The organism is Phyllobacterium sp. SB3 (genome assembly GCF_040009165.1).
Classification (GTDB): Bacteria; Pseudomonadota; Alphaproteobacteria; order Rhizobiales; family Rhizobiaceae; genus Phyllobacterium.
On sequence record NZ_JBDYKI010000002.1, the window covers coordinates 820,471 to 835,951 of the forward strand.

The following is a 15,481-nucleotide window of genomic DNA, read 5'->3' on the forward strand; positions in this document are numbered from 1 at the left end:
AAGCGATCAAAATGATAGACGACGTCCGGAATTGAAAAATAGGTGGAAGACGCAATGACGGCACCTGGCTTTCACCCGGTGTTTTATCGTGTTTCCGACCGGGCCAACAAAACTGTGATTTTGCGCGTGGAGCGTTAGTCGCTAACCTTATCCGTGCAACAGCTCAGGAGTTGAACCATGAAGACAATCCTCGTACTTGCTGCCGCCCTTGGTTTCTCGGTATCCGCCGCTTCGGCCGAATGCGTTGGCCACACCGCCTCGGTTGACAAGGAAACGACGACCGCGAGTGTCTCGAAAGATACATCGTCCGGGCAGGCCAGGCCGGTCAAGAAGGATGTGCCGCAAGAGTCTGAATAGCCGGAACCGCAAGAGCAGATCGAACAGGCTGTCGGCGGGCACTTAATCGGGGTCTTCCTCAATTGAGGCCAGATCGTTCGCAACGCATTGCAAAATAATGATAATTTCTCTTTATCTTTGTTGCCAACGCGCCGAAATTTAACAAGCGAGCCTGGATGGCAGACAATGCCTTCTCAAAGGCCATTCCGGCAAAGCGGAATGAGATACGGCGGCAGAAACGGGCTGCAGCGTCGAAAAGACGGGCGGCTTAAATGAGAACCGATCCCAACCCATTGATCAAGCCGGAAGAGCTTCCCGCCATGGAAAGCTATTAACCAGATTCGCAAACGTTATGCTCGACCCCGGCCAACGGTGCCCGGATTAGGCGAGTAAGACTTATAGATTTTGGGACCAGATTGTTGATCCTGGTAGTAGCTCATGTTCATGCAACCTGTTGCAACGAGAGCAAATAGTCCAATCGAACCGATAATTGAGAGCTTTATCATCAGGGTGACCTCTTTGACAGTTCTCAACAAAGCACAAAGATGTAAGTTAGGGATAATCACTAGCGCGTGAGCACAGATTCCACGGCTTCCGCGATGGAAAGCTATTCACCAGGTTTATTCAGCGTCTTGCGCGGCGCCAGCTACTCGAAGGGCGCAAAACAGTCGTTGTTCGTTTGGCCGCTCAGGTCCGTAGTTCATATCCCCTTCAAGACATAAGTACCTTATTGTTTCCCAAAGTTATCCGCCCTCAACGAGCTACAATTTTAAGTGCATCCAGAGTTTGAGGTGGTATTGTATCTGTTATCTTCAATTCGTAGTCTTCTTGGAGTTTTCGAAGGCTAACCCGAAGTTGATCACTGAAAACACCGTCAATCGGTCCATTAAAGTATCCGAATGCCAGCATAGCGAATTGTACGTCCTGTACTATTTCCTTGAATGTTTCAGTGTTTCCGTGGAGGGTCCTCGGTGTTGCCGGAGTGTTCATCGCGGGATATTGCGGCTGTTGTGTTGAAGTATCAGTAGGTGAGGGCGCCACGTAATTTGGGGCCGGAGTTCCAATCGACGCGTGCCCCTCAACCAAAACATTCAACGGCTTCCGGCTTTGTGCCGAGGTTTTAGATCGACTCCGCCAGGACTTCATGGTGAACTCATCCTGTTGGTCACAACAGATCGGGAGGGTTCAATGGATCGACGATTATTTCTGACCGGGATGCTTGGTATCGCAGGGGCAGCTGCCCTTGCAGGTATGGCTCGGCCCGACGCCGCGCTAGCCGCTGTTCCAAACGCCAGGGAGGGGATCCTTGATGAGCTGGACGCGCCGGCTGCAGATTTCTTCGAGGGCAAAGAAACACAGGCAGAGTTAGAACCGGTCCAATATCGGCGGCGCCGACGGCGGCGCGTCTGGAGAAGGGTCTGCCGTCGCTATTGGCGCCGTGGCCGGAGGCGCGTCCGCTGCTATCGAAGGCGCGTTTGGGTCTGGGTCAGGTTCTAGAAACTAGATATGCTTGGAACCGCAGTAATTGCCGATTGCCGGGGTTTCAAGCGATCCAGCTAAACAACGATGTTGAGCGCGGGACAGGAGTCGGGCAGAACTCAGTCTTGCATCCTATAGAGACATGACAAGAACACCGCCAAATTTTATGAGCCGGAAGTCGGCTTGCTCAGGTGGACAATAATGCAGTCTGTCCACGCTTCTTCACGGTCAATCCGCTAGCCCAATTTCTGGTAGGGCTGCACATTCTCGCTGAGAAGAGGGGCGGTTGCCATGGGCCGAGACTCACGTCCAATCAGCTGCACTTTTTTGGAATATGCTTCCCGAGTCAGCGGGCAGATAGCGTCAATACCCTCGGTCAAAGGTGTATTCACACGATACGCGGACCGACATCGCCGTGGAAAGTTTCTTTCGTTTTTTGCAACATCTGACACTTTGGTCCATCATAGGCAAGAAAGGCCTTGAACCAGAATGTTTGCCCAAATGTCTCCGCCGCTGGAGATCAGAAACGTCATCCCGTTCCAGGACGTCAATGGAACGTTCCTGTCGATCGTCGGTGGACCAGTTCTCGTAGACGCGCCAGTCAGGGTTCGTCAGGTGTTGACCGTGTGGAAGCGGGTGCAATGGCGTGTGGGCCATGTGTCCGGACAGATCCCGATAATGACCACTTGCACGTCAATGTTGCAGGACCGCTTGATGAATTCATTCGTTCGCGCCCGGGCTGATCACGGAGCAGAAGACAGGCAGGTAACGCCGTACTGCTCAAACTTAAAGGAGGAACCATGATGGCTTCGCTGGCGAAGAGCACCAAAGAGGTTCCATCATGAGCAGATTGGTTGTCGTCTCCAACCGCATTGCGGATCTGCACCACGAGCCGGTACAACAGGGCGGACTGGCAGTGGCTTTGGTCGATGCCTTGCGCGAGCGGGGCGGTGTCTGGTTCGGCTGGAGCGGCGAAATCGTCGACCGAAAGGAGGAAGCCCATGTCGGGCAGCATGGATCAATTACCACGCTCTCGCTTTCCCTGACCAAGAAGGACTATTCCGAGTATTATCTCGGATACGCCAATGGTGTGCTGTGGCCGCTTTTTCACTACCGGCTTGATCTGGTTCAGTATCGGTCTTCGCATTTTTCCGGTTATAATCGCGTCAATCGCAAGTTTGCCGCCGCGCTGATGCCCTATCTGAAGCTCGATGACACCATTTGGGTGCAAGATTACCATCTCATCACATTTGCCAGGAGTCTGAGAAATCTTGGCTGTCGGCAACGGGTCGGATTTTTTCTGCACATCCCGTTTCCGCCGCCCGATATTCTCGCAGCCTCCTCCAACCATGCAGAGCTGGTCGAGGCACTCACGGCTTATGACGTCATCGGTATGCAAACATTTTTGGACGTCAACAATTTCAAACGATATCTGACAGATCATACCGACGCTGACGTTCTTGAAAATGGAGATGTCCGTATTGGCCAGAGAACGATCAAGGTCGAGCGTTTCCCGATCGGCATGGACGTCGAAGCATTCGGAGAAATGTCGCAGCGCATAACAGAAGATGTCGCAGTCGACACCAAGCGCCGCGAGGTGTTGGGGCGAAAGCAGGTTATCGGTGTTGATCGTCTCGATTACTCCAAAGGTTTGCCGTCACGCGTCAAAGCATTCGGCCGGATGCTTGCCAAGTACCCGGAGATGGAAAAAGCCGTGACCTTCCTGCAAATCGCGCCACCGACTCGCGCAGCGGTGAATGCCTATTCCGACATTCGCGATGAAATGGAAGCGCTGACAGGATCAATCAATGGCAAGTACTCAGACTTTAACTGGACTCCGATCCGCTATATCCATCGCAGTGTGCCGCGCAACAAGCTTGCCGCGCTTTTTCGCGCCAGTCAGGCCGGTTTTGTGACACCGCTGCGCGATGGTATGAATCTGGTAGCCAAGGAGTACGTTGCGGCGCAAAATCCGGAAGACCCAGGTGTCCTGGTACTTTCCCAGTTTGCGGGAGCAGCGGAGGAGATGCAGGAGGCGCTTATCGTCAATCCCTATGACATCGACGAGATGGCCGACAAACTCTATGCGGCGCTGACCATGCCTCTCAACGAACGCAAGGAACGACATGGCGCCCTGCTTGGAAAGATCAAACGCTTTGATGCCAAAGCCTGGCTGGTCGAATTCCTGAAAGTCCTGGAAGACAGCGGCGAGGAGACATCGAGGTTGCCGAAGAGCAGACGATAGCATTCGAGCTATTCTGCCGGATCGAACCATCCCGAAATCGAGAATATGAAGGTGCATGGTAGGTTTGGTCGATCCTCAAGCAGTTACTTGGAAGCTTTGGGCTCGATTGGAGCTGAGAGGTCCGGCGCCCTCGTCCTGCTCGGTGTCGGTTGGAACTTCCTCTATGCCGGAGGCACGACGTCACTCATGACAACCTACACGCTGGCTGAAAAAAGCAACGCCCAGGCCATCAACGACATGACCATTTTCGAAGTTGGACTGGCTTGCTAGCGCCGTAGCCCTCGGTCCCGCCGGTCTCGAGGGGCGTACCATGGCCCATTTTGGTGATGCTGTATTCCTCGATGACTTCACGGCCGCCGGCGTCACCAGTTCGGTTTGCGTCGGCGGACCCTCCACATGGTGAAGAACCTGCCACTGCCGGACGATTGCATGACCATTGGAGGGAGCGACGGTATGATCCAACTCCCGTGCCAAACGGAGATCGTCGGCCAGTGATCCACATTGGATGATGCACCTCGTACCAACGCGTCGAGTTTCCGGTCCGAAGGCCCTCCATATCCCTTCACGCGATAGAAGGCCTGCATGAGGGTATTGGCGCTTCGGTACGGCAGACCGGTAATGATGGCGCCGCCCGCGAATACCACCGGATAGATTGCGAGTATCACGGATGTCATTGTTCCGCCGGGAGACATTCCAGGGATGAAGATGTGGTCAGGATCGGGTCGGTGAACACCAGGTCGCTGTCGGCTCTCGATTCCAGGATGCGAATGACTTCGTCGGCATCGCTGATTGCGGGAGTCACGGCAAAACCTGGAGCAATGCCTATGGCTGGGGCGATTGTCCGTTTCATCGATAGTTTCCTTCAGCTTCGGCATTATGGCTGACTTTACGCAGCCTTTACGCCAGGCCTCAGGCTTCGATATCGATACCTTTTGTCTCTTTGCCAAGCAGGAGTGAGACAAGTGTCAATACCCCCATTGCCGACAGATAGCATCCTACCCAGAAAGGGCTGCCGTCACCTGCAGTCCAAAGGGCGATTGCGATAAACGGCGCAACTGCGGCACCCAGAATAGATGACACATTATAAGCGATGCCGGAGCCGGTGTACCGGATATTTGCCGGGAACAATTCAGGCAGCAAAGCTCCCATCGGTCCGAAGGTCATACCCATCAAGGTGAAGCCCAGAATCAGCCAGGCCATAACGCCAAAGGTGCCAAGAGCAAGCATGGGAACCCATAGCAGTCCGAACGCTATGATACCGAGCGTCACCCAGATCAGGGTTTTGCGACGCCCCCACCTGTCGGCCCAAGGGCCCGAAACCAAGGTGAAGATACCGAAGAATACCACGCCAATGATCATCATCAGAACGAACGTCGTATATTCGTAACCGAGGCCGCTCACCGGAGCCGTTATGGATGCCCGGCCGTAGCTTAGCGAGAACGTCGTCATTAGATAGAACAAAACGTAGGTCGCAAGCATGTAGAATGTGCCGAGGATCAACTCACGCCAATGAGATTTAGCAGCGGCAAATAGCGGAATCTTCTTCACCTTGCCATCATTTAAGGTTTTCTCGAAGGCAGCGCTTTCAACAAGGTGAAGGCGAACCCACAGGCCGACAATCACCATGACGGCTGAAAACAGGAACGGAATACGCCAACCCCAGTCGAGAAATGCCTGCGACGGTCGGGATGGATCATCCGAGGGCAGAATCGCGGCAATGATGAGGAACAGGCCATTGGCGATGATAAACCCGATGGGAGCGCCCAGCTGAGGGAATGTTCCGAATATTGCACGTTTGCCCGCCGGCGCATTCTCGGTTGCAACCAGAGCTGCGCCGCTCCACTCACCCCCCAGGGCAAACCCTTGCGCAAGCCGCAGAACAACCAGAAGCGCCGGAGCCAGCCAGCCTGCCACCGGGAAGGTAGGCAGAAATCCGATAAGGAACGTCGCTATACCCATAGTGAGCAGGGCACCAACCAACGTGATCTTGCGGCCGCGCCTGTCGCCGAGATGGCCAAAAAATACTGCACCAAGCGGACGCGCAACCATGGCCGCGCCGAAAATCGCGAAAGATGACAGCAGGGCTGTTGTCTCGTTGCCGGCGGGGAAAAACAGGTGAGGGAAAACCAGCACGGCGGCCGTAGCATAAACGTAGAAGTCGTAAAACTCGATCGTTGTCCCGATCAGGCTCGCCAGAATAACACGCGAGCGCGTGTTTGCGGGAACGCTGGCGGACAAGGCGGCAGTACTGGACATTGAACGACTCCAAAACATCAAAAATCGGGGCAACAAGGTGCGGAAAAGACAAGCCGCGCCCAAACACCGCATGCCTTTAATACAGAACCGGCTTGATTACAAATAGATTGCATCCTAATTATTACCAATGAAACATATTGAGGCGCTTCGACGTGATTTTACCACCAGCCTGCTGCAAACGGGCCGGCAATGGCGCAAGATTGTCGATCAGGCACTGCTCGCCTCGGATATTTCGGAAGCATGTGCCGCGCCACTGCTTTGGATAAGCCGCCTCGGCGAAGGCGTGCGGCAGACAACACTGGCATCCTATGTGGGTATCGAAAATCCATCCCTTGTCCGGCTGCTCGACCAGCTTGAGGCATCCGGGCTTGTCGTCCGCAAGGAAGACAAGCTGGACCGCCGGGCAAAAACACTCAGGTTGACGGAAAAGGGCGAAGCATTTGCCGCCAAGCTGGAAAAAATGCTCGTGGCGCTGCGCGAACAGGTGCTCGCAGATGTCAGCAGGGAAGATCTGGATGCGGCCATGCGGGTACTGGCTGCGTTTGACCGCAGCAGTAACAGCCAAGGCGTTGAGGAGCCGCCCAAAAGCGAGGCCCTGCCAACATCGTGATGCTCTTTTCTTGGCAGGGCTGTTCTTTCGCGTAACCAGCTTCACCCCAAACACTCTGGCCTTTGGCACAAGCCTGTTGCTTTCTCTCGCTCTGCCAGCCAAACGGGCGGTCGAGAACATCGATATCTGCGTTTATCCCGGAGAGGTGGTTACGGTCGTCGGAGAATCCGGTTCCGGAAAGGCGACGGTCGGCAGGACGGCCGTCGCCTTCTCCAACCGTCGGTCGATAGTCTGATAGCGGGAATTACAGCACGTATCGCCGTAACTGCCAGATGGTTTTTCAAGACCTGTATTCTTTGCTCGACCCTCGGATGACGATCGCTGCGATTGTCGCCGAGCCGCTTCGAGTGGCAAACAGTCTGAGTTCAGCGGAAAAGCGGAAACGTGTGCTGGCGATGCTGAACGAGGGTGGCCTGACGACCGGGTTTGCCGACCGCTTTCCGCACCAGCTCTCCGGTGGTCAGCGCCAGCCCGTTGCGATCGCGAGGCATTGATCGGCAATCCGAAATTCATCGTCGCCGATGAGCCGGTCTCGGCACTCGACGTGACCGTTCGTGCGCAGGTGCTCGACCTGTTCAACCGGCTGCAGCAGCAACATGGGTTCTCATGTCTGTTCATAAGCCACGACCTGGGTGTGGTGGAAGCTGTCGCTGATTGCATCGTGGTGATGTGTGCCGGCGAAATTGTCGAAAGCGGACAAAGGGCACTGTATTTGAGCAACCGCGGCATGACTATAGACGAAGACTCCTGGCGGCGCGTTGATGGGCCATTGGAAATGCTTTCCGTTTGAGGACTGCCTTTATACCTCGCGTCGAGGGGTTGCGGTGTCAGCCCGGAAGCAGTCCGGCTTAGGGACAATCGTTCCGGTCGGTATTTTGCAGGCTGTATCCACGGAGATCGGCCTCTACGCTGATCAAACAGCATTGACGCGTGCGATTTCACACCAGCTTTGCACGGCAGCATCTCGCGGTACGAGATAATGGGCTTGGCGAGGAATGTGAAAGAGGTTGGCGACGGCACACGGTCCAAATCGAAGTTGCGCATCCTTCACCAGTCGCTGACGTCGCTTCGCACCGATCCCGGCCTTTGATCAAGCGATGAGGTAGGGTGCCGTGGCTGCCGCGTGTTTCAATTGCTTACGAGTGAAATACAATCGCGAAAATCTGCAATCGAGGCGAAACTCGCACGTCCGAAGTTTGCCAGTATTGGCGGCAGCGTTCTGTAGATGACTTCATCAGAGCCAAACATGGAACGCTCTTGAGAACGGCAATGGAGAGCTTGGTCGTCACCAAAATGACGCGCCTGAAAGAAACTGCCCATAGCCAGCTTGGAGCCGCTGTGTCTCCTTAACGGCATTCCGCAATGGAGATATCTATGGCTTTGAAAAGAAAGGGTTGGACTCTCGCAATAACCGGCCTGGGTCTGGCAGCGTCTTTATCGGCTGCGGCCGTGTTTCTGGAGCGGCCACCTGAAGCAGCCGCAGCCTTGCAACCATCAGCCACACCCGCGGTGCCGGTTACTGTTGCCATCGTAACGAGCCGGGATGTCGCGACCTGGGAAGAGTTCTCAGGTCGACTTGAGGCCGTAGATCGTGTGCAGGTCCGACCCCGCGTAGCCGGAGCAATCGAGTCAGTGCATTTTCGCGAAGGGGGCTTGGTTGGGATGGGCGATCTTCTCTTCACCCTTGACCCAGCTCCGTACGAGGCCAAGGTCGCGCAAGCCCAGGCACAGGTTGCTTTGGCGAAAGCAAAAGTCAGTTTGGCGCAGACTGAGCTCGATAGAGGTCGTAAGCTTTTGGACAATCGCACGATATCGCAGAGCGATCTTGATCACCGACAGAATGCCCTGGCAGAAGCACAGGCCGGGCTTCGGTCAGCACAGGCAACTCTCCAGTCCACTCAACTCAACCTCGATTATACGCAGGTACGTGCACCCGTTTCGGGACGCATAGGCAAGATCGAAGTGACCGTTGGTAACGTCGTGGCGGCAGGCACTGCGTCTCCCGAGCTGACGACACTTGTTTCCGTTGATCCCGTTTATGCTACTTTCGACGCCAGCGAAGAAATGGTGACGAAAGCGCTTTCGGAACTGCCGGCACGCGCAGGCATCCTTCCGCCCATCGAGAAAATCCCGGTTGAAGTAGGCACGCTTGAAGACGGCGGCACGCCGATTAAAGGCAAGCTGCAGTTTGTCGACAACGAGGTCGACGCCTCAAACGGAACGATCACCGTTCGCGCTGTCTTCGACAACCCGAAGGGTAAGCTAATACCTGGTCAATTCATCAGAATCCGCATGGGAGAGCCCAGAGCACAAAAACGAATTCTAATTGCTGACCGGGCAATTGGCACTGATCAGGACAAGAAGTTCGTCTTTGTCGTCAATAGCCAAAACAAAGTCAGCTACCGAGCCGTTCAACTTGGTGACCTTGCCGATGGCTTTCGCATAGTCAAGGAGGGGCTCAAGCCGGGGGAGACCGTCGTTGTCAACGGTTTGCAACATATTCGTCCCGGTGCGGTAGTAGTCGCAGAGCCGGAAGAGAAAGTCGCCACGGTTAAATAGTCAAAGCGGTAATCCCGCCGCTACCGGTGCGACAATCTTCAACACCGGCCCGTCGGCAAGCCTCATCGACTGCAACAGGGTTTGAGCATACCATTTTTCCCACAGAGGCCTTGATATGAATATTTCCAGGTTTTTCATCGATCGGCCAATTTTCGCCGGCGTGATTTCAGCTCTCATAGTGGTTGCCGGGTTGATTGGCCTCCGTACGCTTCCGATTTCAGAATATCCGGAGGTCGTGCCACCCTCGATCGTTGTGCGGGCGACCTATCCGGGTGCAAATCCACGCGTTGTCGCTGAAACCGTCGCCACACCGCTCGAGGAGCAAATCAACGGTGTCGAGGACTTGCTTTACATGTCAAGCCAGTCAACCTCGGACGGCGCAATGACGCTGACGGTCACCTTCAAACTCGGCACCGATCCGGACAAGGCGCAGGAGCTGGTGCAGAATCGCGTTGCGCAGGCGGAACCACGACTGCCGGAAGAAGTGAAGTCAATCGGCATCACAACGGTCAAAAGCTCTCCGGATTTGACACTGGCCGTCGACTTGATTTCCACAAACGACCGTTATGACATTACCTATTTGCGGAACTATGCTGTTTTGAACATCAAAGATCGGCTCGCGCGGATAGAAGGGGTAGGGGACGTACAGATCTTTGGTGCTGGTGACTATTCTATGCGCGTATGGATCGATCCGCAAAAAGCCGCCGGGCATAACCTTGCTGCCAGCGACGTAACCAATGCGATTCAAGGTCAGAACGTACAGGTGGCGGCCGGCACGATCGGTGCTCCACCAAGTCACGATACCGATCTTCAACTAAACATCAATGCCCAAGGCCGCCTGCAGACGCCCGAGCAGTTCGGCAACATCATCGTAAAGACTGGGGACAATGGTGAAATCACACGCCTGCGTGATGTCGCCCGGGTTGAACTTGGAGCTGCCGACTACTCACTCAGGTCCCTCCTCGACGGCAAACCGGCGGTCGCCATCCCGATATTCCAGGCACCGGGGTCTAACGCGCTCCAGATTGCCAGCGCGATTCGCGAAACGATGGACGAACTACAACAGTCCATGCCGGAGGGCGTTAAGTACTCGATTGACTATGATACCACGAAGTTCGTGCAGGCCTCGATCGAAAAGGTCGTTGACACGCTGCTCGAAGCCGTGGCGCTCGTCGTCCTTGTCGTGATCCTGTTCCTGCAGACATGGCGGGCCTCGATCATTCCGTTGATCGCCGTTCCCGTCTCGATCATCGGCACCTTTGCGGTAATGTATGTTTGCGGTTTCTCCCTGAACACACTCAGCCTGTTCGGGTTGGTGCTGGCGATTGGCATCGTGGTGGACGATGCGATCGTCGTTGTCGAAAATGTGGAACGCAACATCGAAAACGGCTTCAGTCCGCGAGCCGCGACCTACAAGGCGATGCGCGAAGTTTCTGGCCCCATAGTCGCGATTGCGCTGGTGCTGGTGGCGGTGTTCGTGCCGCTGGCTTTCATTTCCGGCCTTTCCGGTCAGTTTTATCGTCAGTTCGCGTTGACGATCGCGATTTCGACGGTTATCTCAGCCTTCAACTCACTGACTTTATCGCCAGCGCTGGCAGCTCTTCTCCTGAAGGATCACCAAGCGCCGAAGGATTGGTTGACGCGAGGCATCAACTTCATGTTGGGTTGGTTCTTCCGCGGTTTCAACCACACTTTTGGTACGGGTTCGGATGTCTACGGAAAGGGTGTGGGCGGGCTTCTGTCGTATAAGAGCATCGTCATGGTGGTCTATCTAGCGCTGGCCGGGGCGACCTACGGGTTATTCACCACGGTTCCGAGCGGCTTCGTTCCGGCACAAGACAAGCAGTATCTGATCGGTTTCGCACAACTGCCCAATGCGTCTGGTCTCGACCGTACCGAAGATGTGATCAAGCGCATGACGGAGATCGCGCTGAACCAGCCTGGCGTGGCTCACGTAGTCGCATTTCCAGGATTGTCCATCAACGGTTTTACACACGCGTCCAATGCTGGCTTGGTTTTCCTGACGTTGAAGGACTTTAAGGACCGCAGAGCGTCCAATCTTTCAGGCAGCGCCATTGCCGCATCTCTAAATCAAAAATTTGGCACGATCCAAGACGCCTTTATGGCCATATTGCCGCCGCCGCCGGTCAACGGCCTTGGCACAACGGGTGGGTTCAAGCTGCAGCTCGAAGACCAGGCAGGCCTCGGCTACCAGGCGCTCGACGAGGCCAATAAGGCATTCCTTGCTAATGCAACGCGGGCACCGGAACTGACCGGGCTGTTTTCAAGCTACGAGATCAACGTACCGCAACTCTACGCCGATCTCGATCGAACTGAGGCCGAGCAGCTCGGAGTCTCCGTCACCGATGTCTTCGAAACGTTGCAGATTTATCTAGGTTCGTTCTATGTAAACGACTTCAACGCCTTCGGGCGGACGTACAGTGTGCGCGTCCAGGCGGACGCGAAGTTCAGGGCGAAAGCAGACGATATCGGTCAGCTGAAAGTGCGGTCGGCCTCAGGTCGAATGATCCCGCTGTCGGCACTGCTGAAGGTCGATGCCATCCCCGGTCCGGAGCGGACGAACCGCTATAACGGTTTCCTTTCCGCCGATATCAACGGTGGTCCGGCACTCGGTTTCTCGTCCGGCCAAGCTCAGGCGGCGATCGAAAGGATCGCCCACGAGACTTTGCCAAAGGGCATTGGCTACGAGTGGACGGATCTGACCTATCAACAGATTCTCGCTGGCAATTCAAACTACATAGTGTTTCCGCTGGCCCTGCTTCTGGTTTTCCTGGTGCTGGCTGCGCAGTATGAAAGCCTGATACTGCCTTTGGCGATCATCATGATAGTGCCGATGGGTGTGTTGGCGGCGCTGACAGGTATCTGGTTGACGGGTGGAGACAACAATATTTTCACACAGATCGGCCTGGCTGTGCTGGTGGGGCTCTCGGCGAAGAACGCGATCCTGATCGTGGAGTTCGCTCGGGAACTGGAACTCGACGGCCGCACGCCGCGTCAGGCTGCGATCGAAGCCAGTCGTCTCCGCCTGCGCCCGATCCTAATGACCTCGATGGCTTTCATCATGGGGGTAGTGCCCCTCGTACTTTCGACCGGGGCCGGTGCGGAAGTGCGGTCTGCCATGGGTATCGCGGTCTTCTCCGGCATGCTTGGTGTGACTCTGTTCGGAATATTCATGACGCCAGTCTTTTACGTTCTCGTTCGCAAAATCACCGGGGATTCTCCGCTGGTTCAGCACCACGCGGCCGAAGATGAGCGGCCAATGCTTAAGCCGCCGCTTACATCGGAATAAGAGTGCGAGGCGTTCCACTTTTCTTCGTATGGAATGTATTCAGTGTGTTTTACATAACCGTCGGCATGTGGCTGATATTTGCGCTAGATCCTGGAAATAAGAAGAACGATAGGCAATTTCACGACGGAAACGGCTTCTTCTCCGGCCGAAGAGCATTTTAGCGGGAACTCTCAAGCTAAAGGATACGGATCTTTCCGTAGGACGGATCGCTCAATGGACGTGGCGTAAAAGAGCTGCCGCATTCATAGCAGCGAATATACAGTGCGATACATAAAAGGCGTTTGATGAAATCTCACAGATACAATCCGCAATGATCTTGGGTTGACACCAAGCAATCAAAGTCAGGAGTATCTAATGAAGGTCGCTCATCTTGCCGGGTTCGCCCTCTCAAGCGCTGTTCTCGGTGTTGTAATCTCATATTCAGCGGCGACGGAAACTCTCCCGGAAAACGCCTCGCCGATCTACGGTGTCACTATTCCGGAAGGATACCGGGACTGGAAGTTCATCGCCCCAGCGCAGGAAGCTCCTCCTCTTGACGAATTGCGTGCGGTTCTCGCCAACGATATCGCTATCGATGCGTACAAGAAGGGCTCCCTGCCTTTTCCGGATGGTTCGATCCTTGTGAAACTTGCATACAAACGCAAACAGTCGACGGAATTCTCACCCGCAACGGTTCCGGGCGCTGCCACGACCGTGCAGGTGATGGTGAAGGACTCGAAAAAATATCCGGACAGCCATGGTTGGGGCTTTGGTCGATTCGTGAATGGCAAGCCGGTCGATGTCGCTCAGCACGAAACCTGCCTTGCCTGTCATGTGAATAATGTGAAAGATCACGACTACGTTTTCACGCGCTATGCACCTTGAGAAAAGTCATGTGTGTTGGCAGGCTTCGTATATTGATACGACGTCGCCCGAGCGCCTGTGTATCCGACGCGTGAGGACGCCGCGAAGATCGGCCTCGCGAGAGCCAGTTGAGCTTCGCCGTTTCGATCAGTGATACAATTTCTGAAGTTCGCTCTCCACCCTTGTCCAATCCTATTGCGAGCCGTCCCAGACCGTTTTGACAGACTTGTTGTTCCCGGCCATTCGCCCAGTTCGTCGGCGATACGCCAAGGCTCTGTCTCATCGTCATTTCCTTTGAATGGCCTTGGAAAACCTGCCTTCTCAGTTAACCCGCTTTTATCTCAGACGCTCTGACGGGGCGATGGTCGCACTTGCGACCCATAATAGCCTTTAGTTCAAGATGATCTTCGATGCCATATGTCCCATATTCACGGCCGATCCCTGATTCTTTCATGCCGCCGAATGGCGCGAGAGGCTCATGTATCATAGCGTTGATTGCTACGCGACCAGCGTCGATATGGGCGGCAATGTCGCGTGCGCGATCAAGGTTCTTGCCGATGACATAAGCGTGCAACCCGAAAGGCGTGTCGTTGGCGATCTCAATTGCCTCAGCATCGTTCTCATATGTGATCACGCACAGAACCGGTCCGAATATCTCTTCACGCGCGATCGTCATTGTGTTTGCGACATCTGCAAAGACGGTCGGCTTGGTAAAAAAGCCCCGGTGCATTCCTTCCGGTCGACCCTCGCCACCAATTCTTATTCGAGCACCTTCTTGGACGCCTCGCCTTATATAGCCCTGTACCCGGTCGAATTGCTTCCGGTTCACGAGCGGCCCCATGGTCGTCTGGGGTTTTTGCGGGTCTCCCGGCACGATTTTGCTTGCCGATAGCTTGATGGAGTCACAAAAGTCACGGACTTTACTCTTGTGTACGAGGATACGCGTCCCGGCAATGCACGCCTGGCCATTGTTTGTGAAGCCTATTGAGAGCGCTGCCGCTGCTGCTTCTTCCAGGTCCGCATCCTCCATGATAACTGTCGGTGCCTTGCCGCCCAGTTCAAGCGTTACTCGCGTCATGCGGTCGGCGGCAGCCCGCATGATGGATTTTCCGACGGGTGTCGATCCCGTAAACGAAATTTTCCGTACATCTGGATGTGTCGTCAGTGCCGCGCCCACCACATCGCCCCGACCTGCTACAACATTTATCACACCAGCTGGTGCTCCGGCCGCGTGCAGACATTCTGTAAATAGCTGGTTCTGCCATGCACTGTACTCGCTCGGTTTGATGATCACCGGGCATCCGGCAGCCAACGCACCCGCCATCTTAACGCTGATAGAGTTGTAAAGGCTGTTCCAAGGTACGATATGCACGGCCACACCTGCGGCTTGCGCGACCACCTCAGCATCGTTGATCCAGCGCGAAAAAGGAAAGTCATCGAGCAGTTTGGCGGCGCTAAGGAAGTTGTTAGCCGCTAGATCGGCCCGCCACCTTGCTTGCTCGACGGGCCCGCCATATTCGATGATTGTGGCTTCTGTCAGATCGCTGGAACGGACGCGAACGGCTTCGCTCAGGGCGTTAAGCAGGTCGATCCGCTCCTTTCTGCTGGTTCGCGAATAGGTGGAAAAGGCACGTTTGGCACTTGCGACGGCTTTTTGCGCATCTTCTTCGTCGGCCATGATCAACACGCCCATCGGTTCCTCTGTGGTTGGGTTGATGAGTGCCAGTTCCTCCCGGCCATGCGTTGTGCAAAACGCCCCATTAATGTAGACTTGGTCTATTCTGTGCATGGAATTCTCCTGCGATTTGGTGTGTGAACAACTCCTCCAGGATTGGGGGCCCAG

Annotated in this window: 15 protein-coding genes; 11 read left to right on the forward strand and 4 right to left on the reverse strand. The window is 55.1% G+C overall.

Annotated elements, in window-relative coordinates:
• Positions 1 to 177 precede the first annotated feature (177 nt).
• The 4 genes from ABKW30_RS10425 to ABKW30_RS10440 all read left to right on the forward strand — a co-directional run bounded on the left by ABKW30_RS10425 (position 178) and on the right by ABKW30_RS10440 (position 4,330).
• The gene (locus ABKW30_RS10425) at positions 178 to 357 is read left to right on the forward strand and encodes a hypothetical protein (RefSeq protein WP_348598822.1); all 180 of its coding nucleotides are present in this window, start codon (positions 178 to 180) and stop codon (positions 355 to 357) included.
• 1,959 nt (positions 358 to 2,316) lie between these two features.
• On the forward strand, positions 2,317 to 2,619 hold the full coding sequence (locus ABKW30_RS10430; RefSeq protein WP_348598823.1) for a hypothetical protein: 303 nt from the start codon (positions 2,317 to 2,319) through the stop codon (positions 2,617 to 2,619).
• 37 nt (positions 2,620 to 2,656) lie between these two features.
• Positions 2,657 to 4,060 carry a trehalose-6-phosphate synthase gene (locus ABKW30_RS10435; RefSeq protein ID WP_348598824.1) on the forward strand — a complete coding sequence of 468 codons (1,404 nt, stop codon included), beginning with the start codon at positions 2,657 to 2,659 and terminating at the stop codon, positions 4,058 to 4,060.
• 96 nt (positions 4,061 to 4,156) lie between these two features.
• On the forward strand, positions 4,157 to 4,330 hold the full coding sequence (locus tag ABKW30_RS10440; protein WP_348598825.1) for a hypothetical protein: 174 nt from the start codon (positions 4,157 to 4,159) through the stop codon (positions 4,328 to 4,330).
• A 92-nt stretch (positions 4,331 to 4,422) separates the two neighbouring features.
• Here the strand turns inward: ABKW30_RS10440 and ABKW30_RS10445 are convergent, their stop codons facing one another.
• Together ABKW30_RS10445 and ABKW30_RS10450 are read right to left on the reverse strand one after the other, a co-directional pair.
• Positions 4,423 to 4,935, reverse strand: coding sequence for a PHB depolymerase family esterase (locus tag ABKW30_RS10445; RefSeq protein ID WP_348598826.1), 513 nt, complete (start codon positions 4,933 to 4,935; stop codon positions 4,423 to 4,425).
• 34 nt (positions 4,936 to 4,969) lie between these two features.
• Complete coding sequence (locus ABKW30_RS10450) at positions 4,970 to 6,316, reverse strand: MFS transporter (protein ID WP_348598827.1); 1,347 nt, start codon at positions 6,314 to 6,316, stop codon at positions 4,970 to 4,972.
• A gap of 127 nt (positions 6,317 to 6,443) precedes the next feature.
• Between ABKW30_RS10450 and ABKW30_RS10455 the strand changes: the two genes are divergently transcribed.
• The 7 genes from ABKW30_RS10455 to ABKW30_RS10485 all read left to right on the forward strand — a co-directional run bounded on the left by ABKW30_RS10455 (position 6,444) and on the right by ABKW30_RS10485 (position 13,659).
• Positions 6,444 to 6,926, forward strand: coding sequence for a MarR family transcriptional regulator (locus ABKW30_RS10455; RefSeq protein WP_348598828.1), 483 nt, complete (start codon positions 6,444 to 6,446; stop codon positions 6,924 to 6,926).
• A gap of 10 nt (positions 6,927 to 6,936) precedes the next feature.
• Positions 6,937 to 7,161 (forward strand): ATP-binding cassette domain-containing protein, encoded by a 225-nt coding sequence (locus ABKW30_RS10460; protein WP_348598829.1) that lies wholly within the window; start codon positions 6,937 to 6,939, stop codon positions 7,159 to 7,161.
• Between the two features lie 37 nt (positions 7,162 to 7,198).
• Positions 7,199 to 7,420: an ATP-binding cassette domain-containing protein gene (locus ABKW30_RS10465; RefSeq protein ID WP_348598830.1), complete on the forward strand. Its 222-nt coding sequence runs from the start codon at positions 7,199 to 7,201 to the stop codon at positions 7,418 to 7,420.
• Entirely contained in the window at positions 7,417 to 7,716 is a 300-nt protein-coding gene (locus ABKW30_RS10470; protein ID WP_348598831.1) for a hypothetical protein, read from the forward strand. Before ABKW30_RS10465 ends, ABKW30_RS10470 begins: the two co-directional genes overlap by 4 nt.
• 584 nt (positions 7,717 to 8,300) lie before the next feature.
• A complete protein-coding gene (locus ABKW30_RS10475) occupies positions 8,301 to 9,485 on the forward strand; it encodes an efflux RND transporter periplasmic adaptor subunit (protein ID WP_348598832.1) in 1,185 nt (394 codons plus the stop codon).
• A gap of 115 nt (positions 9,486 to 9,600) precedes the next feature.
• The gene (locus tag ABKW30_RS10480; protein ID WP_348598833.1) at positions 9,601 to 12,795 is read left to right on the forward strand and encodes a multidrug efflux RND transporter permease subunit; all 3,195 of its coding nucleotides are present in this window, start codon (positions 9,601 to 9,603) and stop codon (positions 12,793 to 12,795) included.
• Positions 12,796 to 13,149: 354 nt separating this feature from the next.
• The gene (locus tag ABKW30_RS10485; RefSeq protein ID WP_348598834.1) at positions 13,150 to 13,659 is read left to right on the forward strand and encodes a cytochrome P460 family protein; all 510 of its coding nucleotides are present in this window, start codon (positions 13,150 to 13,152) and stop codon (positions 13,657 to 13,659) included.
• Here the strand turns inward: ABKW30_RS10485 and ABKW30_RS10490 are convergent.
• Together ABKW30_RS10490 and ABKW30_RS10495 are read right to left on the reverse strand one after the other, a co-directional pair.
• A complete protein-coding gene (locus ABKW30_RS10490) occupies positions 13,640 to 13,921 on the reverse strand; it encodes a hypothetical protein (RefSeq protein ID WP_348598835.1) in 282 nt (93 codons plus the stop codon). The two genes, ABKW30_RS10485 and ABKW30_RS10490, sit on opposite strands and share 20 nt — an antisense overlap.
• Before the next feature lie 42 nt (positions 13,922 to 13,963).
• The gene (locus tag ABKW30_RS10495; protein WP_348598836.1) at positions 13,964 to 15,427 is read right to left on the reverse strand and encodes an aldehyde dehydrogenase family protein; all 1,464 of its coding nucleotides are present in this window, start codon (positions 15,425 to 15,427) and stop codon (positions 13,964 to 13,966) included.
• Between the last annotated feature and the right edge of the window lie 54 nt (positions 15,428 to 15,481).

Excerpts from the sequence above, each read along its gene's own strand:
- ABKW30_RS10425 (WP_348598822.1), top strand. The coding sequence starts at position 178 with ATGAAGACAATCCTCGTACTTGCTGCCGCCCTTGGTTTCTCGGTATCC.
- ABKW30_RS10430 (WP_348598823.1), top strand. The coding sequence starts at position 2,317 with ATGTCTCCGCCGCTGGAGATCAGAAACGTCATCCCGTTCCAGGACGTC.
- ABKW30_RS10435 (WP_348598824.1), top strand. The coding sequence starts at position 2,657 with ATGAGCAGATTGGTTGTCGTCTCCAACCGCATTGCGGATCTGCACCAC.
- ABKW30_RS10445 (WP_348598826.1), bottom strand. The coding sequence starts at position 4,935 with ATGCCGAAGCTGAAGGAAACTATCGATGAAACGGACAATCGCCCCAGC.
- ABKW30_RS10450 (WP_348598827.1), bottom strand. The coding sequence starts at position 6,316 with ATGTCCAGTACTGCCGCCTTGTCCGCCAGCGTTCCCGCAAACACGCGC.
- ABKW30_RS10455 (WP_348598828.1), top strand. The coding sequence starts at position 6,444 with ATGAAACATATTGAGGCGCTTCGACGTGATTTTACCACCAGCCTGCTG.
- ABKW30_RS10465 (WP_348598830.1), top strand. The coding sequence starts at position 7,199 with ATGGTTTTTCAAGACCTGTATTCTTTGCTCGACCCTCGGATGACGATC.
- ABKW30_RS10475 (WP_348598832.1), top strand. The coding sequence starts at position 8,301 with ATGGCTTTGAAAAGAAAGGGTTGGACTCTCGCAATAACCGGCCTGGGT.
- ABKW30_RS10480 (WP_348598833.1), top strand. The coding sequence starts at position 9,601 with ATGAATATTTCCAGGTTTTTCATCGATCGGCCAATTTTCGCCGGCGTG.
- ABKW30_RS10485 (WP_348598834.1), top strand. The coding sequence starts at position 13,150 with ATGAAGGTCGCTCATCTTGCCGGGTTCGCCCTCTCAAGCGCTGTTCTC.
- ABKW30_RS10490 (WP_348598835.1), bottom strand. The coding sequence starts at position 13,921 with ATGAGACAGAGCCTTGGCGTATCGCCGACGAACTGGGCGAATGGCCGG.
- ABKW30_RS10495 (WP_348598836.1), bottom strand. The coding sequence starts at position 15,427 with ATGCACAGAATAGACCAAGTCTACATTAATGGGGCGTTTTGCACAACG.